The organism is Enterococcus sp. GPZ-007, from assembly GCF_059374735.1.
Genome location: NZ_JCAFYN010000029.1, coordinates 12,623 through 34,639, shown reverse-complemented (window position 1 = coordinate 34,639; position 22,017 = coordinate 12,623). Strand labels below are relative to the sequence as shown.

Below are 22,017 nucleotides of genomic sequence, written 5' to 3'. Positions count from 1 at the left end.
GTAATTGATCGTTCATTTTCATTTTTCAGCTATTTTTTCCTTCTCCTGATAACAAAACTGAAAAGGATCAGCAGGATTCCGCTAAATAGGAGAACCAGCTTGGATTCAGTATCTTTTTCAATCAAGGTAAAGAGGTAGAAAATTTTTAAGTACTTATCCGCAGTGAAGAGGCTGGCTACATAATAGCCTAACGGTAGGATCAAGCCTGCGACTGGTTGAGCAGTCAAGGCAAATCCCAGAGCATACAAGCCTCCCATGAATAACGCGTTTGCTATACCAGCAAACAGAAAGCGGCCAAACTCAATCTTTGCGTTACTTAATTCAAAGAGCATCAAGCAGCCGCAAGTTAGTACAGTCAAAGCAATGATGATCTGGATAAAGCGCAGGAATAAAATTCCCACATAAGAAAAGCGTTTGGTTTTGATCAGCATCGTCGTATCTTCGGAGCTATCAGGCAGATAAAGTGGTAAAAACAAGATCAACCCGATCAGCGGAAAGAATCGTTCATAAATTTCAGCACTCTGTGTAAAGGAAGCATTCTCTACCCCAAAGAAGGTGGGAAAGAGCAGAGTTAACAGAAATGCCGCGAACACAGCTGGATAAAAGTGAAATCGCCAGAAAGCTGTCGATATTTTAGCGAGAGTTCCCATGACGCACCCGTCCTTTCCGTTTCAGATCAAAGATCACACAGCTGATCAAGAAGCAAATGAGGCCGAGTGCCAACCAAAAGACGCGATTGACGACTAATTCTGAAAAGATACTTTCGAATATTTCACGCGAACCAACATTATTAAAACGTGGAATCAAGTTGAAGCCGATACTGCCGATAATTTGTCGACCGTTGACCATGAGCGATAAAAGCCAAAAAACTAATTGGAAGAGGACGCTAACTAATCCATTGAAGACTGTAGTGATCAGGAAACTAATCCCGACTACTGCGACGATAGTTGGTAAGGTCCAGCCGATAATGTATTGATAGAACAGCAATAAATCGCCGACATGGTGATATTTTTGAGCGACATATGCGGATTGAATAGCTGGCAGTAAACTAAGAATCAATACTGGCAGTAAAATCAGCAGAACGGTTGATAAAAAGCGGGTGCCCTGCAATTTTAAAGTAGAGATTTGTTTGGAATTGATCACTAATTGACTCTGTGCCCGTTTATCACGAAGAACAACGGTCGCAGCTACAAAGACTGGTACCAGAGCAAGAATCAAGCCTAAGTAATCGCAGGTCATGCGGGCGAAAGCGCCGGAAACTCGGTCTTTGTTCAGGGTTGTTTGGAAGTTTTTTGCTGCTTCCTTATAGGTCAATTGTTTGAGCGACTGGTTCAAGTAGGTATCTTTGGCAAAATCTGACCCGCTGCCAATCAGGTCTTCCACTTTTTTCATATCTTTTTCAAAGGTTTTATAATAATAATCTTTCGCTATCGGTAGTTTTGCTGCTAAAGCAATCGGGTCTATTTGAATGCTTCCATTGGCTGTCTGTGACTGCTCTTGATTCAATTCTTCGATTGTTTTTCCAGTTGCCCGCTCTAGAATTTCTTTGATAGTAGCTTGATCGGATTTAGATGGTTTTACGACCTTTAGAAAACCAAAGGGATAGGTATTATAGCTTTTATTGTTGTACTGCTGCAGCAATGAGGATATTGTTTGCTGCTGAATGTCCTTCTTGTCGGTTGTTCTGGCTGTGCCATAGTCGCTTTGTCCCGGTTCAGGTTGTTTTAATGAAACAAAATCAGAGCCTAATTGGGTAAAGAGAAAGACACCGATGAACAGGACAGCCAGCCAATAAGTCAGACTTTTTAAAGTGATTCCCAACTCTTTTTTTAGTAACATGCTAATCCCCGCCTTTCGTTGATAACAGGTAGAGATAAGCATCTTCTAAGGTGGGACGCTCTTCAATGACCAGAGGATGACTCATGATTTGCGCATCAGGTTTGCCGATGAATCGTAAATGCGAAGTGCTGCCTTCTTGCTGCAGGCTGATGATCTGAACTTGCTTCTTAGCGGCGCTCAACTCAGTACGCGGCACTTGGACACTAAAGATTTTTCCTTGGGCATTCAATAATAATTGTTCAATTGAATCTGAAAAAATGATTCGGCCTTGTTCTAGGATTGCGACATTTTCCGCGGCTGCTTCAATATCGCCAGCAATATGGGTTGAGAGCAGGACGATTTTATTTTCGCTGACTTCGGCCAATAGGTTACGGAATCTCAAACGTTCTTCTGGATCTAATCCCGCAGTCGGTTCATCGACCACCAATATTTTCGGATCATTCAAAAGCGCTTGTGCGATTCCCAAACGACGTTTCATTCCGCCGGACATCGCTTTGACTTTGACATTTTTATGGATCGTCAGATTGACTTGCTCCAGCAGTGCATTGATCCGCGTTCGGCGGGTCCGTTTGTCCAGTTCAGAGAGCACGGCTAGATAATCCAACGCTTGATAAGCGGTCATGTTGCCGTACATCGAGAACTCTTGTGGCAGAAAGCCGATGATCGAGCGGATTCTCTTCTGGTTATGAATGTCTATCCCGTGCATACGGATGTCGCCTTCATTCGTCGGGAGCAGGGTGACCAAAGTTTTCAATAAAGTCGTTTTTCCAGCACCGTTTCGGCCCAGTAAGCCAAACATGCCAGTGGAAATTGAAAGATTCACGTCGTAGAGAACTTGTTTTTTACCATAGTATTGATTTAAATGATTGATTTCGATCTGCATCAGCGATCCCTCCTAATTCTTCTGTTTCCTTACCTAAAGGATAATCAGCAAATCTCTATAAATTCTCTACAAATAGAATATTTTTAATCTGTTAAAGCAAAAACGGCAGAAACGATCGCGCCCCCATCAATACTATTGGCGATTTTCAGGTTGCCGCCATGCTTTTGTGTTAGTGCTTCGGCAATGGTAAGCCCAAGTCCGAAATGACTGTTTTTATTTTGCGAATAATAGGGCTCTGTCGCTGTCAGCAGTTCCTTCTTAGAAAAACCAAGCCCATCATCTTTGACATAGATGATCAACAGCTTTTCCTGTAGGGCGATGGTTATATCGATCCGTTCTTTCGCAAATCGATAGGCATTGTTTAATAAGTTTTCCATGACCTGATTGATCAAATCAAGATCATACTCAATCGAAATTCCAGGATATTCCTTTGTGATCGTGAGCTTTTTTTCAGGGCGATGCTGACTGATTTCCTGCAAATGTTCTTCAATTTGATTTAATGGCTGCAGAGTCTTGTGAAGCGGCCGATCTTCCAGTTTTTGTAAATGCTGCATGGTCTCAGAGAAGGAACTCAAGCGAGTGATGCTGTTTTTGATTTTTATGGCTGATTTTTCAAAAGCTTCAGGACTTAAACGATCCTGTTCATAATAGGCCTCCATCAGCTCCAGATTGTTTTGGATCGTTGCTAAAGGTGTACGCAGATCATGAGAAAAGGCGGCATTGACCTTTTTCTGATCGTGATAAAGGTCATTGAGCTTCTTTTCATTTGCCTGCAAAGTCAGCCGCAGGTGATCCAAGCCTAAAGAAGTTTTCTCAAATTCATCATAGGTAGTGTAATAGACGGTATGCTGATAATTGCCTTTTTCGATCTCCTCGATACTTTTCTCTAAAATAGTTATCGGCTGGAGGATTCGTTTGCGATAAAACATTTTTGTCGCAAAATAAATCCCGAGAAATCCGTAGACAAAAACAGCATAATGTCGGATTGCTTCTAATAATTGGATTATCGGCAGTGAGGTAGTGGGAGGAGTCCAAGACAAATACGACCAAAAGAAAACCTCTTCAGAGTCAGGCATGATAATCAGCCGCTCCCAACTGACACAAATGGAGATTGTGATTAATGTCGCTAAAGCAACGACAAAAGCACCAATCAATAGATAAAGGAGCAGACTTTGATCCAAGCTGCTTCTTTTGGCAAATATTCGAGCGATGACAGCATCTAGCCAATCCATTTATAGCCCACCCCCCAAACCGTTTGAATAAAATCAACAGATGAATGCGCTGAGATTTTTTTTCGAATTCGTCGAACATGCTCTGTAATGATTGCGGCATCGCCAAGCTTATCCCAATCCCAAAGATGCTGGTAGATGTCTTCTTTAGAAAATGCTCTGCCGGGATGCTTAGACAGCAGCTCAACAATTTCGAACTCGACCTTAGTCAGATAAATAGACTGATTATGAAATTGTGTTTTTTTTTGATCATAATCAATCATTAACTCATCGAAGTAGGCAATTTTTCGCGTGACTTGCTTTCGATTCTCGCGTCTTAGATGTGCTTCGATCCGCAAGCCCAATTCTTTTAAACTGACCGGCTTGACTAAGTAATCATCGCCGCCGATCGTCAATCCCTGAATCCGACTTTCCTCGTCTTCTTTAGCAGAGAGAAAAACGATCGGGCAGGTAATCTGTTCGCGAATCGCTGTGCACAACTCAAAGCCATCCATTTCCGGCATGTTGACATCTAGGATAATAATATCCGGTTGATGTTGTATCTGTTTCAACCCCTCATACCCATTTTCAGCGGTATAGACGAGATAATCCATCAGTTGAAAGTAGTCTTTAAATGTTTCTAACAAATCGTGTTCATCATCAATAATCAATATTTTTTTCATGATCCCCCTCCAAACTCGGTGGCATTGTATAAAATAATCCTATCATAAAAAAGATAGTGAACATTTGAAAATTTAAGCGCACTGTCATTTTGGTATTTAAATGGCGCTAATTTAGCCTGTTAAATGACCTATAAACAATTGAAAAAATAGCTGTTAATATTGAAACGGAATAAATAATTATAAATGAAATTTGTATACATGAGAATTTTTGATGTAAGGTTTTGAGAATAAAATAAAAAAAACAAATGGACAGAAGTGATTGACAATAAATAGACATTCATCTATATTGTTCATAGATAAACATCTATATATAGGAGAAGATGCTATGAATTATGATGAAATGTCGATAATGCTTAAGGCTCTCGCTGATTCAAAACGTTTAAAAATCATTGATATACTATCTTGTGGGAGCTTGTGTGCCTGCGATATTTTAGACCATTTCGATTTCACTCAGCCAACTCTTTCACATCACATGAAGGTATTAGAAAAGGCTGGAATTGTTGCTGTGACTAAGGATAGAACATGGCATCATTATCAACTAACTGAAAGTTTTGTCGATCAATTTATGGGTTCAATGATGCAATTATTTTCTGCTAAAGATGATTGCATTTGTAATAAACCAAACTGTAATTGCAAAGGGGAAGAACATGATGAAAAAATTAGAACTATTTGAACCAGCAATGTGCTGTTCAACAGGAGTCTGCGGTCCATCCGTTGATGAAGAATTATTAATGGTGACCTCAGTCTTTGAAAATTTCGAAGGAATGGATTCAATTGACGCTTCTCGTCACAATTTGACCAGTGATCCAGACGCATTTATCAACAATCCAACGATTTTGAAAATGCTTCAAGAAAAGGGCAATGACATTTTGCCGATCACTTTATTAGATGGAGAGATCGTAAAAGTGGCTTCTTATCCAACTTTAGAAGAATTCGGAAATTACGGTGAGGTTCGCTTTGTGGTGCAATCAGCTAGTTCTGGTGGCTGCTGCGGCGGAAATAGTGGAAACGAAGGCTGTTGTTAACGGCCTTCTTCCAAAAAACTCAAGGAGGAGATATGATGCTTCAATATATTCCCCAAAAGATGGGATTAACTAAATATCTATTTTTCACAGGTAAAGGTGGCGTTGGTAAAACAACAACTGCTTGTGCGACGGCAACATCTTTGGCGCAAGAGGGTAATAAAGTCATGTTGGTTAGTACTGATCCAGCTTCAAATTTACAAGACGTTTTTCAAACCACTTTGACCAACAAACCAACTTCGATTGATGGCATTGATAACTTAAAAGTAGCGAACTTTGATCCAATTACGGCTGCGGAAGAGTATAAAGAAAGTATTGTCGGTCCATATCGTGGTGTACTTCCAGATAGTGCTCTGATCAATATGGAAGAACAATTATCTGGATCATGTACAGTGGAAATCGCCGCGTTTAATGAGTTTGCTAACTTTTTGACCGATAAGGAAGTCGCAGAACAATATGACTATGTCATCTTTGACACAGCTCCGACTGGTCATACATTAAGAATGTTGCAATTACCTTCTGCATGGAATAATTACCTAGATGAAAACACAACAGGAGTTTCTTGTTTGGGTCAATTATCTGGCTTAGGTGATAAAAAAGATATGTATGAAAAAGCAGTAGAGACACTGACTGATGCAACCCAAACGACTTTAATCTTAGTTACTAGACCACAAAAAGCACCCTTGTTTGAGGCAGAACGTGCTTCTGAGGAATTACTAAAATTAGGGATTAAGAACCAAAAATTAGTTGTAAATGGTCTATTATATAATCCTGATGATGCAATTTCTCAAGTAATCCATTCTGAGCAACAAAATGATCTAAAGGAAATGCCTGAACCATTGAGTAAATTTGAAATATACTATATTCCACTTCGACCATATAATGTAGCGGGTATAGATAAGCTTCAAATTCTATTAAGTGATCAACAACCGATTGTTTACGAACAAGAACAGGAATCAATCGATTTTCCAAACTTAGATTCAATCGTAAGTGATTTTATCCGTACGAATAAAAAGATTATCTTTACGATGGGTAAGGGCGGTGTTGGTAAAACAACAGTTGCAATTCAAATCGCTGAGAAGCTGGCACAATCAGGTAAAAAAGTTCATTTGGCGACAACTGATCCCGCGGATCATCTGAACCTATTTATTTCAAATGACCTACCAATTTCAATCAGCCATATCGACGAAGAAAAAGAACTAGAAGCTTATAAAGAAGAGGTTCTTTCAAAAGCTCGCGAGACGATGGACGCGGATGATGTTGCTTATGTAGAAGAGGATCTGCGTTCACCTTGTACACAGGAAATCGCCGTATTTAGAGCTTTTGCGGAGATCGTAGATAAATCAGAAAATGAGATTGTGGTTATTGACACAGCACCTACGGGACATACGTTACTTCTTTTAGACTCTACTCAAAGCTATGCAAAAGAAGTTGAGAGAAGCTCAGGTGAGGTACCAATGTCGATTCAAAAGCTATTACCAAGATTGCAGAACGGAAATGAAACGGAAGTATTAATGGTCACACTTCCTGAAACAACACCGGTTTACGAGTCGATGCGTTTGGATGAGGATTTGGATCGTGCGAAAATTGCTCATACTTGGTGGTTAGTCAATCAAAGTATGTATGCTACCGATACGTCCAACGAGGTCTTGAAAGCACGTGCTACGAATGAGATTGAATGGATTAACAAAGTGAAAGATCTTTCAGATGGACATTTTGCGGTAGCTGAATGGGTACCGAATTTTGATGCAGATTTGGTTCATTAATTTTTTTGAATTTAATATAGATGAATCTCTATATAGGGGTTCATCTATTAATTTGCAGGTAGCTTTAGTAAAGTAAAAAAAGCTTATCATAACAATGGGTAAGCCATTGCTTGACTATGAAAACAACCTACTAACGAATAATTTTGAGATTATGACTTGTTGTTAGAGGAAATAGAAAATTTTGTTGATGCTGGAGATGGAAAAATTGAATCAAGTAACAAAAAAACTATCTATATTAGATCGATATTTAACATTATGGATATTTATAGCAATGGCAACAGGTATAGGTTTAGGGTATTTTTTTCCCAACATACCTCAAGTAATAAATCATTTAGAAATTGGGACTACATCTATTCCAATTGCAATAGGGTTGATTTTGATGATGTACCCACCGCTCACAAAAGTAAAATATGAAGAAATGTGGCGTGTCTTTAAGGATTGGAAAGTACTTTTGCTTTCACTAGTTCAAAATTGGATTGTTGGCCCAATTATTATGTTTGTTTTAGCAGTAGTTTTTTTGCACAACTATCCAAGCTATATGGTTGGATTAATTATGATCGGGCTTGCTCGATGTATTGCTATGGTGATCGTTTGGAGTGAGCTTGCTCAGGGAGACAACGAGTATACTGCTGGATTAGTAGCATTTAATTCGATTTTCCAAATCATTTTCTATTCAGTGTTTGCATATATCTTTGTTACGGTATTACCAAATTGGCTTGGTTTAGAAACGCATAAAATTACTATTACGATGGGTGAAATTGCGAAAAGTGTCTTTATTTATCTAGGAATTCCATTTATCGCGGGATTTAGTTCACGGTTTGTTTTGATCAGATTAAAAGGGAAAGAATGGTTTGAAACGCGGTTTATTCCTAAAATCAGTCCAATAACCTTGATTGCCTTGCTATTTACAATTATCGTCATGTTTTCAGTGAAGGGTGAAAAAGTGATTGAGTTGCCTTTAGATGTTGTTCGTATCGCTATCCCGTTACTATTCTATTTTGTAATCATGTTTTTTGTTTCGTTTTTACTTTCCAAAAAAATGGGTACAAGTTATCCGATTGCAGCATCATTATCCTTCACTGCCGCAAGCAACAATTTTGAATTGGCAATAGCTGTAGCAGTGGGTGTGTTTGGAATCAACTCAGGGGAAGCATTTGCAGCTGTTATCGGACCCTTGGTAGAAGTTCCAGTTTTGATTGCTTTAGTGAATGTTGCTTTAAAATTTAAACAAAAATATTTTTCGAAAGAAGGCGCAAGCCATTAGGAGGAAATAAATGAGTTCAGAGAATGATAAACAAGGATTAGGTATTTTTGAAAAGTATCTGACGTTATGGGTAATTGTGTGTATGGTTGTTGGGGTGCTAATTGGAAAATTTTTACCGAGCGTTCCTGATACCTTAAGTAAGTTTGAGTATTATCAGGTATCAATACCTACAGCAATTTTAATATGGTTAATGATTTATCCAATGATGTTGAAGATTGATTTTACCAGCATTGTAAGTGCCGCTAAAAAGCCCAAAGGATTAGTTGTTACCTGTGTGACGAATTGGTTGATCAAACCATTTACAATGTATGCTATATCAGCATTTTTCTTCTATGTAGTTTTTAAAAATCTTATTCCGGTTGAGTTAGCGAAAGAGTATGTTGCTGGAGCAGTTATATTAGGGGCTGCACCATGTACAGCTATGGTATTTGTATGGAGCTATTTAACAAAAGGGGACGCAGCATACACTTTGGTACAAGTAGCGATCAATGATTTGATTATTTTGATATTATTTGCACCTATAGTCGCTTTTCTTCTTGGTGTAGACAATGTTGTCGTTCCAATGGGAACATTACTTTTATCAACCGTTCTTTTTGTAGTAGTGCCACTACTTCTAGGTTTCGTTACTAGAGTAATGATAATAAAAAATAAAGGTAAGCACTATTTCGAAGATGTCTTTTTAAAGAAATTTGACTCTGTTACAATCATTGGTTTATTGCTAACCTTGATTATCATTTTTTCTTTTCAAGGAGAAAAAATACTGGCAAATCCAACGCATATTTTATTAATTGCGATTCCACTAACCATTCAAACGCTACTAATTTTCACTATAGCTTATGGATGGTCAAGATTTTGGAAGTTACCTCATGAAATTGCTTCACCAGCGGGAATGATCGGTGCCAGCAATTTCTTTGAATTGGCGGTTGCCGTTGCGATTTCACTTTTTGGCCTACAGTCTGGAGCGACCTTAGCAACAGTTGTAGGAGTATTGGTTGAAGTACCGATCATGTTGCTATTAGTAAAAATTTCCAATAACACAAAGTCTTGGTTTGTGAAGTCTGACGAGACTACGAAAATGGAAAATCTGTATAATTAATTGGAGTGAAACCTATGAAAATTGTAATTATTGGATCTGTTGCAGCTGGAACTAGTGTTGCTGCAAAAGCGAGAAGAAACACGGAAGAAGCGGAAATCGTTCTATATGATAAAGATATCGATATCTCTTATTCTGTGTGTGGAATTCCATATGCTGTCGGAGGAGAAGTTGAAAATTTCGATGAACTGACTCCACGGAATGCTGAGTGGTTCAAAAAGAGATACAACGTAGATATTCATACTTCTCATGAAGTACAACGAATAGACCATGAAAAGAAACGTATTTACGGATTAAATTTGATCACTAGAAAGCCGTTTTCAGATGATTATGATGCATTAGTATTTGCAACAGGTTCAATTTACAATACACCGGCTATATTCTCTAATAGACAATTTGAAAATGTATTTCAAATCAAAAATGTTTCCAGTGGTAAAAATATTCACAATTTTATCAAGACTAATAAAGTGGAAAAAGCTGTTATTGTAGGTGCTGGATATATTGGGTTAGAGATGGCTGAACAATTACAGAGACAAGGAATAGCAGTTTCGGTACTACAACGAGGCAACCATCCAATGTCTCATTTGGATTGGGATATGGCTGTCAGAATAGAGAACGAAGTAGCAAAACAACAGATTGATTTTAGGCCAAAAGAAACGGTTGTTGATTTAGTAGGTGAAGAACAACTAACTGCTGTTAAGACTTCAAAAGGAAATGAATTATCAGCCGATTTATTTGTATTGGCAACAGGAGTAAGACCAAATACAGAATTGGCTCAAACCATAGGAATAGAGTTAGGAAAAACGGGAGCAATTAAAGTAGACAATAGAATGGAAACCAATTTGAAAAATGTCTATGCAGTAGGGGATGTAGCAGAAAGCTACAATCGCATTACTCAACAACCAATCTATCGTCCCTTGGCTTCGACTGCGAACAAGATGGGTAGAATTGCTGGTGATACAATTACTGGTGGCTCTTTACGATTTAAAGGGATATTAGGAACTGGTATTTTGCGCTTTTTTGATTTAGCCATTGCACAAACGGGTCTTACTGAAAAGGAAGCTCTTAAAGAAGGATTGGAAGTTGCCGTTTTATACAACATAAAACCAAATAAACCTGATTACATGAATGGCAAAGAAATGGTCATTAAAGCAATAGCAGATAAAAGCAGCGGTAGAGTTCTGGGTGCCCAAATTATCGGTTATGACGGAGTAGATAAAAGAATCGACGTGCTTGCTACGGCTATTTCCTTTGGAGCATTGGCGGAAGATCTATTTGATTTAGATTTAGCTTATGCACCACCATTTTCAACAACCAAGGATCCCGTTCATTATACTGGAATGGCCTTAGATAATGCGGTGAAGAGAAGAGCGCCTTTGATGTCTCCGATTGAGTTAATCGATCGACAACACAGAAAAGAAAAATTACAGATAGTTGATACAAGGTCCAAAAAGCAATTCGAAAAATCAAGAGTTAAAGGAGCTATTCATATTCCATTATCTGATTTAAGGACACGCTACAATGAGTTAGACAAGAATGTTTTGACCATTACGTACTGTAATAAAGGTGTTACCGGGAATGCTGCACAAAATATACTGTTAAACGAAGGATTCAAACACGTGTACAATCTTTCTGGAGGAAACAAAAATTATCAAGAAATTTATGAGAATATTGATTAAATAGTAAATTGCTGAGGTAATATAATTTATGTCTGAAGAAAAGAGAGCCGTTGCTAGATTATTTGGGATGTCACTGGCATTTATTCTAGCTAAATTACTAAATTATCCAATTAGTATTGGAATATTTATCAACTTTATTACTCTAATTTTGGTATTTTATTTATTGGCCAAAAGGAAAGAAAGAATTAGTAAGAAAAAATAAGGTCATGTGGTCAAGTGACCACATGACCTTTTACAGTAGAAAAGTTAGAGCGACTTCTAATTGAGGAATTGTTTTACGAAAGGAAAAAGTATATGGAATATGCACTTGAAATAACAAATTTGAAAAAAATCTATGGAACAGGTGTTGAGGCATTACGTGGAATTGATCTCCAGGTTGAAAAGGGGGATTTTTATGCCCTTTTAGGGCCCAATGGTGCTGGGAAGTCGACAACGATTGGAATTATCACCTCTCTTGTCAATAAAACATCTGGGAAGGTAAAAGTTTTTGACTACGATCTTGATACTGATTTAGAAAAGGCCAAGCAGCAGATAGGTCTTGTTCCGCAAGAATTCAACTTCAATCCTTTTGAGACTGTTCAACAAATTGTAGTGAATCAGGCAGGGTATTACGGAGTTCCGAGAAAAGAAGCATTGAAGCGCAGTGAGAAGTATTTGAAGCAATCAAATTTATGGGAAAAACGTAACGAACGTGCTCGAATGCTTTCTGGCGGGATGAAGCGCCGGCTTATGATCGCTCGAGCACTAATGCACGAACCAAAGTTATTAATTTTGGATGAACCAACCGCCGGAGTGGATATTGAACTGAGACGTGAAATGTGGTCCTTCTTAAAAGAACTAAACGAAAATGGCACCACCATTATCTTGACTACTCATTATTTGGAAGAAGCTGAAATGCTTTGTCGAAACATAGGGATCATTCAATCAGGAGAATTGATCGAAAATACCAGTATGAAAGAACTTCTATCTAAATTACAGTTTGAAACATTTATTTTAGACCTTGCACCTCATAATAAAGCACCTAAGATAGAAGGATATACATATTCTTTAGAAGATGATCTGACTTTATCGGTGGAAGTTGAACGAAATCAAGGAGTAAATGATATTTTCAATCAGCTCAGCGATCAAGGGATGAAAGTTTTATCGATGCGTAATAAATCTAATCGTTTAGAAGAGCTGTTTTTGAAAATCACAGAAGAAAAAAGTCTTTCGGAGGGAACCAATGCTTAATCTTTATTTTACCGCGTTAAAAAGTCTTGCCGTTAAGGAAACCAATCGTTATTTACGAATCTGGGTACAAACATTAGTACCGCCTGTTATAACGACATCGTTGTATTTTATCATTTTTGGGAAAATGATCGGTGGTCGAATTGGAGACATGGGCGGGTTCACCTATATGGAGTTTATCGTACCAGGATTAATTATGATGTCAGCAATCACTAGTTCTTACGCAAATGTTTCTTCGTCGTTTTTCTCTCAGAAGCTGCAAAAAAATATTGAAGAACTATTAGTTGCGCCAGTACCAACTCACATTATCATTTGGGGATTTGTTATTGGGGGACTAGGAAGAAGCTTACTAGTAGGAACCCTTGTAACGATTGTTTCTTTATTTTTTGTACCACTTAACGTACATTCATGGATTATTGTTATTCTCACATTGTTAATGACGGCGATCTTGTTTTCATTAGCAGGCTTAATAAACGGTGTTTTTGCTCAATCTTACGACGATGTTTCAATCGTTCCAACATTCATTTTACAACCGCTAACGTATCTAGGTGGCGTATTTTATGCGATTTCGATGCTGCCGCCATTTTGGCAAGGTGTTTCAAAAATCAACCCGATTGTTTATATGATATCAGCGTTTAGATACGGGTTTTTAGGGACGACCGATGTACCCATAGCCGTTTCAATCACAATCCTTGTTCTATTCATTTCAGTTCTTTATACTGTTTGTTACTATTTGATTAATACCGGTAGAGGATTAAGAAGTTAAAATGAATTCAAAAAAGCGAGTGGACTCATTAACAGGGGAGTCCACTCGCTTCTGTAATTTACTCAGGATAAGCAAAGTTGAAGTTCAGTATATCAGATTTTTTCGTACAAATAGCGCTACATTACGGAAAATCGATATACAAATATGAATTCTAGTATTGACAATGTGCTAATAATCACATATCATATCCTCATAGACGCATATGAGGATGTGAGAATATGGATTTTGTAAACTACTTTAAAATATTGTCCGATGAAACTAGAATCAGGATATTATTACTTCTATTAAAAAGACCCTTGTGTGTTTGCCAAATACAAGAAATCATGGAAACCCCACAAAGTAAAGTATCAAAGCATTTAAGTAAGCTGCGCGATCAAAAAATTGTGACTTCTTATCAAGATGGAAAATTTGTTAAGTATGAATTGGGCAAAGATAATTTTTTAATTGGGATATTAGAGAAGATTGTTGAGAACCTGGAAGAAAATTCCATTTTTTTTAAAGATGCAGAGAGGATAAATGACTTTGATCATTTACTAGAGGTGCAAAAAAATGTGGCAAACAGTTAGTGATACTTTGTTTAAAATGACTTGGCTTAACGATCTGGCTGGAGTTTTAGTTGAGAAAATTTTTAGATTATCATTAGACAGCAAACTAGGAAGCAGTATCCAGTTTTTCATTTTTGATACTATCAAAATATTTATTCTACTGTCTGTCTTAATTTTCATGATGGGTATCATTCAGACCTTCTTTCCACCAGAAAAGACAAAAAAAGTATTAGGTGGAATTAAAGGTTGGAAAGGAAACACTTTAGGTGCTTTATTAGGAACAGTAACTCCCTTTTGTAGTTGTTCGAGTATTCCTATTTTTATCGGTTTTACATCAGCAGGATTGCCCCTGGGTGTAACATTTTCATTTCTAATCTCTTCACCAATGGTAGATATAGCGTCAATCATACTTTTGATGTCATTTTTTGGTACAAAAGTAGCTATGTTATATGTATTAGTTGGTTTACTGTTAGCAATTTTTGGGGGAAGCTCTATTGATAAACTATCAATGGAAGACCAAATTCAAGATTATATCAGAAACATGGAAGATACGGCTAGTTTTGTTGAAGAACTATCATGGAAAGATCGAGTCCATTTTGGTGTAAGTCAGGTAAAAGAGGTAGCAGGAAAAGTATGGCCTTACGTCTTGATAGGAGTTGGAATCGGGGCTGCTATTCATAATTGGATACCTGAATCATTTATTCAAACGATACTTGGTAAAGATAATCCCTTTGCCGTAGTTATTGCAACACTAGTTGGTGCTCCAATATATGCAGATATTTTTGGAGTATTACCAATTGCTGAAGCTCTTCATGCAAAAGGGGTTCCAATTGGTACTTTGATGGCATTCATGATGTCAGTTACTACTTTATCATTACCTTCGTTGATCATGTTGAGCAAAGTAGTAAAGCCAAAATTATTAGCGACTTTTATTAGTATTTGTTTAGTGGGTATTCTTATTATTGGATTCTTATTCAATATGTTGCCAATATAAAAATGAGAGGATGATAGAAATGATTATTAAAGTCTTAGGACCCGGATGTAAGAACTGTCAAAACCTGGAGGCAAATGCAAGAGAGGCTTTAACGCAATCTGGAAAAACTGCAGATATAGAGAAAGTTACTGATATGATTGAGATTCAAAAATATGGTGTTATGCGTACCCCTGCATTAGTAGTTGATGAAAAAGTAGTAGTTTCTGGAAGAGTACCAAAAGCTAAAGAAATTGGTAAATGGTTATAAAGAGACTGTCATTTTTAATATTTAAATAGCGCATAGTTTGCTTAATAACTAGCGTTCAAAAAAATGAAAATGTATAATAAAAAAGAAGACATGCTTATAAAGATGCCTTCTTTTTTTTGTTGAGCTATTTAACTTTCATCAAACGTAATCCGTTTAATGTTACTAAAAGTGTTGCTCCCATATCTGCCACAATAGCGATCCATAGCGTTAACCAACCTGGTATGACTAGTAGTAGAGCTAATAGTTTTATACCTAATGAGAAGGTGATATTTTGCTTAATTACTTTTAGGGTTTGGCGGCTAAGTCTAACAATAAAGGGTAATTTTTGTAAATCGTCACCCATTAGAGCAACATCAGCAGTTTCGAGAGCCGTATCTGTTCCTGCGCCACCCATTGCAATACCAACCGTTGATGCAGCTAATGCTGGTGCATCATTAATGCCGTCGCCCACCATTGCTACTTTATTATAAGTTGTTCGCAAAGCTTTAATCGAATCTAATTTTTCTTGAGGCATTAGATCTCCTTTTATTTCAGTTACACCTAATTGCTTACCAATAGATTCAGCAGTCTTAACATTATCACCAGTAAGCATAATTGTATGTTCAATAGATAATTTGTGGAGTTCAGAAATAACAGCAGCACTTGAATATCTTACTTCATCCGCAACGGCAATTACTCCTAAGACTTGTTCAGCAGTTCCAAAATACATGGCGGTTTTTCCTTGTTCTTGAAATTGACTGTATTGCATTTTAAGTACGGTTTCTTCAATTACTGATTCAGAAAACAGTTTAGGACTTCCAATATAGTAACGTATGTCTTGATATATCCCTGTAAGCCCCTTACCTGTTATAGATTGGAATTCCTCAATCTTTATTGATTTGTAATCAACATTGGTTTTATCAGCTTCGTTCAAAATAGCTGAAGCTAATGGGTGTTGAGAAAGAGATTCTAATGATGAAATAATTGATAGATAATTTATATCAGTGTCAGAGTTAGTTGTAATGAAATCTGTCACAACAGGTTTTCCTTTAGTTAAAGTCCCAGTTTTATCAAAAGCAATTGCTCTCAAATGACCGATTTCTTCTAGATAAACACCGCCTTTTACTAAAACACCATTTTTAGCTGCATTACCAATGGCGGAAACAATTGAAACAGGTGTAGAGATCACTAATGAACAAGGACACCCGACCACTAAAATGGATAACCCTTGGTAAAGCCATTTATTCCAGTCACCACCAAAGAATAGTGGAGGGACAACAACTATCAATAGAGCCATTATAATTATGAATGGCGTATAGTATTTTGCGAATTTGTCTACAAAAGCCTGTGCGGGAGCACGTTCTCCCTGCGCTTCTTCGACTAAATGAATGATTTTTGCAATCGTTGTATCAGTTACTTTTTTCGTTACTTTGACTTCAAGAACACCTTCTTCATTCAGTGTTCCTGCGAATACTTCATCATCTAATTGTTTTTCAACAGGAACTGATTCGCCTGTAATTGCTGCTTGATTTACTGATGAATGACCGTTGATAACAAGTCCATCCATGGCTATTTTTTGCCCGGGTTTAATGATCATAATATCGTCGATATCAATCTTATCGACACTTATTAATTGCTCTACATTGTTTCTCCTGATAAGGGCTTCTTTTGGAGCTATATCCATAAGAGACCGAATGGATTGTCTTGCTTTATCCATTGAAAAGCGTTCTAAAGCTTCACTAATAGCAAATAGTATTACTACAATAGAACCTTCGGCCCATTCTCCAATAAACGCGGCCCCAATAATCGCAATAGTCATTAAAGATTCCATGGAGAAGTCCAATTTGATCAAATCAGAGAACCCTTCTTTAAATAAATCATATCCACCAATTATTATTGCCAATATATAAAGGGCTTTCGTTAATAAATGACCTTCGCCCAATGAGAGTTGGGAAATTACAGCAACAAGTATAAAACCAAGAGAGATGATTAAAGCGATATTCCGTTTAATAAAAGACTCTTTTGATCTGCCTTGTTCAGCATTTTCTTGATCGTTACGAATGATAAGATTTTCAAAGGCTCCCGCTTCTTCAAGTTCTTCAATACTTGTCTGACCTTCTACTGAAATCTTACTTGCACCAAAGTTTACTGTTGCATTCGTAACTCCTGGTAACTGTTTTACATTTTTTTCAAATTTACCTGCACAATTTGTACAGCTTAACCCTTCTATTCGATAGGTTTTTTCGGTCATTTTCTCACTCATGCTAGCACCTCTTCTTTAAAATTTACGCCAAGCTCCATAAGATTTAAGATTTTGATATTTTTAATAAAATAGTAGACTAACTTTCCATCCTTGTGATTATCAACTACGCCCAATTTTTTTAAGGAGTTCAGGTGGTGTGAAGTAGTTGCGACTGAAGCATCAATGATATTTGCAATATCGCAAACACATAGCTCATCTTCATGAACTAAGGCATGTACAATTTTTAGTCTATTTTCATCTGACAATATTTTAAAGAAACCACTCACTGTCAGAGTGTCAAAGTTGGCTAGCTTAGCTTTGGCACGATTAACCTTGTCTTCATGAATACAAGTTATTTCACAAATTTCATTACTCATAAGCTCATACCTCTACATTCAAATTTATATTTGAATGTATTATATCAGAACACCAATCTATATTCAAATGGTTGTTTGATTGTTCATAAAATGGTCCCTTTCTGTACACTTTTTTTTTTGATCAAAATTTTGTCTAAATAGAATTAAATCGTGTTCATAAACCCGTCTCAAAATCTATGTTCATTTAATCCTGCATGCCGAAGTTATGGTACAATACTTTTGAGAATGGAGTGAATTTTTTGAAAATAGGATACGCTCGGGTTTCCACCGGACTACAAAATTTAGATTTGCAAGAAGATAGTTTAAATAAATTTGGCTGTGAGAAAATTTTCACCGATCACATAAGTGGAGCAAAAAGTAATCGCCCAGGTTTGGAAACGGCCATTGATTTTGTTCGACCTGGAGATACATTAGTGGTTTGGAGATTGGATCGTCTAGGAAGGAATATGGAAGATCTTATTTCTATTGTAAATAGGTTGAATGAACGAGGTGTTGGTTTTCATAGCCTTCAGGAAAATATCACTATGGATAAATCTAGTTCTACTGGTCAATTGATGTTTCACCTGTTTGCAGCATTCGCAGAATTTGAGCGTAATTTGATTTTGGAACGTTCTGCGGCTGGTCGTGCAGCTGCTAGAGCCCGTGGTCGATTCGGTGGAAGACCCGAGAAACTAACTACAGATGATTTGGACCTATTGAAAATGTTGATTGATAACGGAACACCAATTAAAACTGTAGCTGAAAAATGGAATGTCTCTCGAACAACAATTTATCGTTATCTCAATAAAATGGAGGCGAAAGACAATGGAAAAGAGAAAGGATCAGTTAGCTAATCATTCTGACGAACAAAGACAAGCTGCAATGGCCAAGTATAAAATGATCAAACCCAATTTAGATTATGAGAAATCTTTAACTGAAGTTTCTGAAGATGAAGGAATTCCACTCCGGACATTACAACGCTGGAGGAAGCAGTACCTAGAAGAAGGATTGATAGGTTTAGTTCACAAAAAGAGAGCTGATAGTGGTAAAACTCGTTTAGAACCAGAAGTTGTCTGTGAAATTGAAAAGTTGTTCTTTACTTATAGAAAAATGAGTATTGCAACCATTCAAAGACAGGTATGTGAATTTTGTTCCGAAAAAAAGTTAGTTCCCCCTAGCTATAATCAGGTCTATAAAACGATTAAATCTCTTCCCTCTTCTGTTGGTGTACTGGCTCATGAGGGAGAGAAGGTTTATTCAGAAAAGTTCGATCTTATCAAAATTCGAGAGCCTAAACGACCAAATGAAGTGTGGCAAGCGGACCATACTTTATTAGATATCGAGATTATTGATACTAAAGGAATTCCTAAACGTCCATGGTTAACGATTATCATGGATGACTATAGCCGTGCAATAGCCGGCTACTCATTATCTTTTGATTCCCCTTCAGCTATTCATACAGCACTAACATTACACCAGGCTATTTGGACGAAGCGCGAATTCAGATGGCCTATTTGTGGTATACCGGAATATTTTTATACGGATCACGGGAGTGACTTTACTTCAGAACATTTAGAACAAGTAGCGATTGATCTAAGAATGAACCTAATATTTTCTAAAGTGGGAGTGCCTAGAGGTCGCGGAAAGATTGAACGTTTTTTTCATACGGTCAATCAACTTTTCTTAGAATCCTTACCAGGATATATAGGAAATTCTGTAAAGGGGAACCTGCTATCTTTCCAAGAATTCCGAGAGAAACTACATCAATTTTTAATCAATAATTACAATCTCAAAGCACATTCTTCAATCAAGATGTGTCCAATCGAAAAATGGAATTCAAAATCTTTTTTACCGAATCTACCAGAAAGTCTTGAGAAGTTAGATTTACTGTTACTAGAAATTTCTAAGTCAAGAAAAGTACATTCAGATGGCATACACTTTCAAGGTTTACGATATACCAATCCTAACCTCTCAGCTTTTGTAGGAGAATCCGTTTTAATTCGTTATAATCCTTCAGATTTAGCAGAAATTAGAGTTTTTTATCGAAATCAATTTTTGTGTAATGCAATCTCTCCTGAGATTTCAAATTATTCGATCGATATCAATGATTTAGTTGCTGCAAGAACAAAACGTAGAAAGATCCTAAAAGAGAAAATCAATTGTCCGAGTTCAGTCGATCTATTGATCACAGAACAAGAAGAAAAAGCCGGACTTTCTAATAAGAAGAAAAAATCTACTATAAAGAGGTATTTCAATGAATAAGACGAAAACCTTTATTGAGACGAAGGAATATAAACGATTTGCGGAATTCTGTGACGCATGCATTAAATACAAATACATTGGAGTCTGTTATGGAATTCCTGGAGTTGGAAAAACTGTATCAGCACGCCACTATGCTAACTGGGATAATATTTATAAACAAATTGATTTTAAAGTTAACAAGGAGATCGGAATAGATGCTACGAAAGAAATTCTTTATGCTAAGACAATATTTTGTACGGCACCAGCAGAAAGACAAACTAGGATTAGTGGTGATATTCATACATATGGCATGCGGATTGGATTGACTAGAAATATTTATCTAACCGAAAAAGAAGGAAAAGAAGATGGCGGATTATCGACTGACGCATATAAGGGAATTGATTTAATTATTGTTGATGAAATTGATCGTTTAAAGCTTCAACATTTTGAGCAATTAAGAGATATTTATGATCAAAATGATATTGCCATGGTCTTGATTGGCATGCCTGGTATAGAAAAAAGACTAAGCAGGTACCCCCAACTCTATTCAAGAATCGGATTTGCACATGAGTTTGATAATTTAAGCAAAGATGAGACCCATCATATTATTGAATATAAATGGTCGGATCTAGGACTTGATTTGAAATTGGAAGATTTTTCTGACTATGAAGCAATTACTAGCATTATAAAGATCACGAAAGGAAATTTTAGATTACTGCATCGACTATTTGCACAAATCCATCGAATACTGGAAATTAATCAGTTAAATACTATAACTGTCGATGTTGTAGAAGCAGCAAGAGATAGTTTAGTTATTGGGTTATGATCACGCTATTTATTATAGTAAAAACGCGTCATTTAAGAATAAAAGTGACACACGGGCCATCAGTTGTGAAGCCGGGTCTGTCAGCAGCCTTGTATGGCAATACTGAAGCCAATCTAAGAATCTTCACTGAAGGCGGACATCCGAGCCATGCTTTGACAGAGAATTTTGGGAATTTCATCGGTGAATTGGGAGGAACAGGAGCTACGTTTATTGTACCGATCATTTTCATTCTATTCATGCGTTCCAAACAGTTGAAAACCGTCGGTAAGGCCTCCATCATTCCAGTGATGTTTGCAGTGAATGAGCCATTACTTTTTGCGGCGCCGATCATTTTGAATCCTTATTTCTTCATACCGTTTTGTCTAGCGCCGATGGCGAATGTATTGATCGGAAAATTCTTTATCAGTGTTTTAGGAATGAATGGATTTATGTATGTGCTCCCTTGGGCCACCCCAGGGCCGATCGGGACAGTCATGAATACAGGATTCCAACCGATTTCGATCGTTCTTTCGATTGTCCTCCTGCTGGTTGATTTTGCCATCTATTATCCCTTCTGTAAAGCCTACGATAGAGTATTGGTAGTGCAAGAAGCGGAACGCGTAGAAGAAATCGATGAGCTAGAAGAGATTGCGCCAACCTTGTCACCAGCGAGCGCAGCATCGATCATCGATCAGGATGAAACGGTTATCGTAGAAAGCAATCCGTCTGCTTCGGTGACCACGGCTGATAAGGAATTGAAAGTTCTCGTCTTATGTGCGGGGGCAGGAACAAGTGCTATGTTAGCCAATGCCTTAGAAGAAGGCGCGAAAGAGACGGGGGAACATGTAATAGCCAAAGCTGGTGCCTACGGATCTCACTATGATATTATGCCGAACTTCGATATGGTCGTCTTAGCTCCTCAGGTTAATTCCTATTACGATGATATCAAAAAGGATACTGACAAATTAGGAATAAAACTCATTGCAACTAAAGGAGCAGAGTATATCAAACTGACCCGCAATCCAGCCGGAGCAATCAAATTCGTAATGGATCAAGTCGGCTAGCTAGCTGATTATATGAAAAGGTTAATAGTAGAGTGGAGGTTGTAAAAAACTCCACTTTTTTCTATAAAAAAGAGTTTGACAAACCAACCGTTGCTCGCTATTCTTAACTTAGAA

The 22,017-nt window shown here is 37.3% G+C and carries 21 protein-coding genes and 1 pseudogene; 15 read left to right on the top strand and 7 right to left on the bottom strand.

All coding sequences use genetic code 11. The features are described 5' to 3' along the window. Nucleotides 1–29 precede the first annotated feature (29 nt). The 5 genes from AC4J95_RS14390 to AC4J95_RS14370 all read right to left on the bottom strand — a co-directional run bounded on the left by AC4J95_RS14390 (nt 30) and on the right by AC4J95_RS14370 (nt 4,613). The gene (locus AC4J95_RS14390; RefSeq protein WP_494550463.1) at nt 30–650 is read right to left on the bottom strand and encodes a hypothetical protein; all 621 of its coding nucleotides are present in this window, start codon (nt 648–650) and stop codon (nt 30–32) included. Then, nucleotides 634–1,839 carry an ABC transporter permease gene (locus AC4J95_RS14385; protein ID WP_494550462.1) on the bottom strand — a complete coding sequence of 402 codons (1,206 nt, stop codon included), beginning with the start codon at nt 1,837–1,839 and terminating at the stop codon, nt 634–636. The genes AC4J95_RS14390 and AC4J95_RS14385 overlap by 17 nt, the downstream gene beginning before the upstream one ends. Nucleotide 1,840: 1 nt before the next feature. Then, nucleotides 1,841–2,722 (bottom strand): ATP-binding cassette domain-containing protein, encoded by an 882-nt coding sequence (locus AC4J95_RS14380; RefSeq protein ID WP_494550461.1) that lies wholly within the window; start codon nt 2,720–2,722, stop codon nt 1,841–1,843. A gap of 83 nt (nt 2,723–2,805) precedes the next feature. Continuing rightward, a complete protein-coding gene (locus AC4J95_RS14375; protein ID WP_494550460.1) occupies nt 2,806–3,954 on the bottom strand; it encodes a sensor histidine kinase in 1,149 nt (382 codons plus the stop codon). Next, on the bottom strand, nt 3,942–4,613 hold the full coding sequence (locus tag AC4J95_RS14370) for a response regulator transcription factor (protein ID WP_494550459.1): 672 nt from the start codon (nt 4,611–4,613) through the stop codon (nt 3,942–3,944). Before AC4J95_RS14370 ends, AC4J95_RS14375 begins: the two co-directional genes overlap by 13 nt. A 325-nt stretch (nt 4,614–4,938) precedes the next feature. On the opposite strand from AC4J95_RS14370, the gene AC4J95_RS14365 reads away from it, so the two are divergent. From AC4J95_RS14365 to AC4J95_RS14315, 11 genes are all read left to right on the top strand, one after another. Further along, nucleotides 4,939–5,286 carry an ArsR/SmtB family transcription factor gene (locus AC4J95_RS14365; protein ID WP_216409685.1) on the top strand — a complete coding sequence of 116 codons (348 nt, stop codon included), beginning with the start codon at nt 4,939–4,941 and terminating at the stop codon, nt 5,284–5,286. Next, nucleotides 5,264–5,638, top strand: coding sequence for an arsenite efflux transporter metallochaperone ArsD (gene arsD / locus AC4J95_RS14360; protein WP_216409684.1), 375 nt, complete (start codon nt 5,264–5,266; stop codon nt 5,636–5,638). Before AC4J95_RS14365 ends, arsD begins: the two co-directional genes overlap by 23 nt. Nucleotides 5,639–5,673: 35 nt before the next feature. After that, nucleotides 5,674–7,401: an arsenical pump-driving ATPase gene (gene arsA, locus AC4J95_RS14355; protein ID WP_311803745.1), complete on the top strand. Its 1,728-nt coding sequence runs from the start codon at nt 5,674–5,676 to the stop codon at nt 7,399–7,401. Between the two features lie 205 nt (nt 7,402–7,606). Next, a complete protein-coding gene (gene arsB / locus AC4J95_RS14350; protein WP_376716704.1) occupies nt 7,607–8,665 on the top strand; it encodes an ACR3 family arsenite efflux transporter in 1,059 nt (352 codons plus the stop codon). A 10-nt stretch (nt 8,666–8,675) separates the two neighbouring features. After that, on the top strand, nt 8,676–9,761 hold the full coding sequence (gene arsB / locus AC4J95_RS14345) for an ACR3 family arsenite efflux transporter (protein WP_216409681.1): 1,086 nt from the start codon (nt 8,676–8,678) through the stop codon (nt 9,759–9,761). 14 nt (nt 9,762–9,775) lie between these two features. Beyond that, entirely contained in the window at nt 9,776–11,437 is a 1,662-nt protein-coding gene (locus AC4J95_RS14340) for an FAD-dependent oxidoreductase (RefSeq protein WP_216409680.1), read from the top strand. Nucleotides 11,438–11,731: 294 nt separating this feature from the next. Further along, entirely contained in the window at nt 11,732–12,667 is a 936-nt protein-coding gene (locus AC4J95_RS14335; RefSeq protein WP_216409679.1) for an ABC transporter ATP-binding protein, read from the top strand. After that, a complete protein-coding gene (locus tag AC4J95_RS14330; protein ID WP_216409678.1) occupies nt 12,660–13,430 on the top strand; it encodes an ABC transporter permease in 771 nt (256 codons plus the stop codon). The genes AC4J95_RS14335 and AC4J95_RS14330 overlap by 8 nt, the downstream gene beginning before the upstream one ends. A 218-nt stretch (nt 13,431–13,648) precedes the next feature. After that, the gene (locus AC4J95_RS14325; RefSeq protein ID WP_216409677.1) at nt 13,649–13,996 is read left to right on the top strand and encodes an ArsR/SmtB family transcription factor; all 348 of its coding nucleotides are present in this window, start codon (nt 13,649–13,651) and stop codon (nt 13,994–13,996) included. After that, nucleotides 13,980–14,969, top strand: a complete 990-nt coding sequence (locus AC4J95_RS14320) for a permease (protein ID WP_216409676.1) — start codon at nt 13,980–13,982, stop codon at nt 14,967–14,969. Before AC4J95_RS14325 ends, AC4J95_RS14320 begins: the two co-directional genes overlap by 17 nt. A gap of 19 nt (nt 14,970–14,988) precedes the next feature. After that, nucleotides 14,989–15,216, top strand: a complete 228-nt coding sequence (locus AC4J95_RS14315) for a thioredoxin family protein (protein ID WP_216409675.1) — start codon at nt 14,989–14,991, stop codon at nt 15,214–15,216. A 124-nt stretch (nt 15,217–15,340) separates the two neighbouring features. Here AC4J95_RS14315 and AC4J95_RS14310 read toward each other — a convergent pair whose 3' ends face one another. Both AC4J95_RS14310 and AC4J95_RS14305 read right to left on the bottom strand, forming a co-directional pair. Next, nucleotides 15,341–17,458, bottom strand: coding sequence for a heavy metal translocating P-type ATPase (locus tag AC4J95_RS14310; RefSeq protein ID WP_216409674.1), 2,118 nt, complete (start codon nt 17,456–17,458; stop codon nt 15,341–15,343). Further along, nucleotides 17,455–17,814 (bottom strand): ArsR/SmtB family transcription factor, encoded by a 360-nt coding sequence (locus AC4J95_RS14305; RefSeq protein ID WP_216409673.1) that lies wholly within the window; start codon nt 17,812–17,814, stop codon nt 17,455–17,457. The genes AC4J95_RS14310 and AC4J95_RS14305 overlap by 4 nt, the downstream gene beginning before the upstream one ends. Before the next feature lie 239 nt (nt 17,815–18,053). On the opposite strand from AC4J95_RS14305, the gene AC4J95_RS14300 reads away from it, so the two are divergent. From AC4J95_RS14300 to AC4J95_RS14285, 4 genes and pseudogenes are all read left to right on the top strand, one after another. Then, nucleotides 18,054–18,647: a recombinase family protein gene (locus AC4J95_RS14300; RefSeq protein WP_137438807.1), complete on the top strand. Its 594-nt coding sequence runs from the start codon at nt 18,054–18,056 to the stop codon at nt 18,645–18,647. After that, the gene (locus tag AC4J95_RS14295; RefSeq protein WP_137438808.1) at nt 18,619–20,055 is read left to right on the top strand and encodes a TnsB C-terminal domain-containing protein; all 1,437 of its coding nucleotides are present in this window, start codon (nt 18,619–18,621) and stop codon (nt 20,053–20,055) included. The genes AC4J95_RS14300 and AC4J95_RS14295 overlap by 29 nt, the downstream gene beginning before the upstream one ends. Then, nucleotides 20,048–20,860, top strand: coding sequence for an AAA family ATPase (locus AC4J95_RS14290; RefSeq protein WP_137438809.1), 813 nt, complete (start codon nt 20,048–20,050; stop codon nt 20,858–20,860). Before AC4J95_RS14295 ends, AC4J95_RS14290 begins: the two co-directional genes overlap by 8 nt. A gap of 50 nt (nt 20,861–20,910) precedes the next feature. Beyond that, nucleotides 20,911–21,903 (top strand): annotated as a pseudogene (locus tag AC4J95_RS14285) (PTS lactose transporter subunit IIBC); the annotation flags it as partial. Between the last annotated feature and the right edge of the window lie 114 nt (nt 21,904–22,017).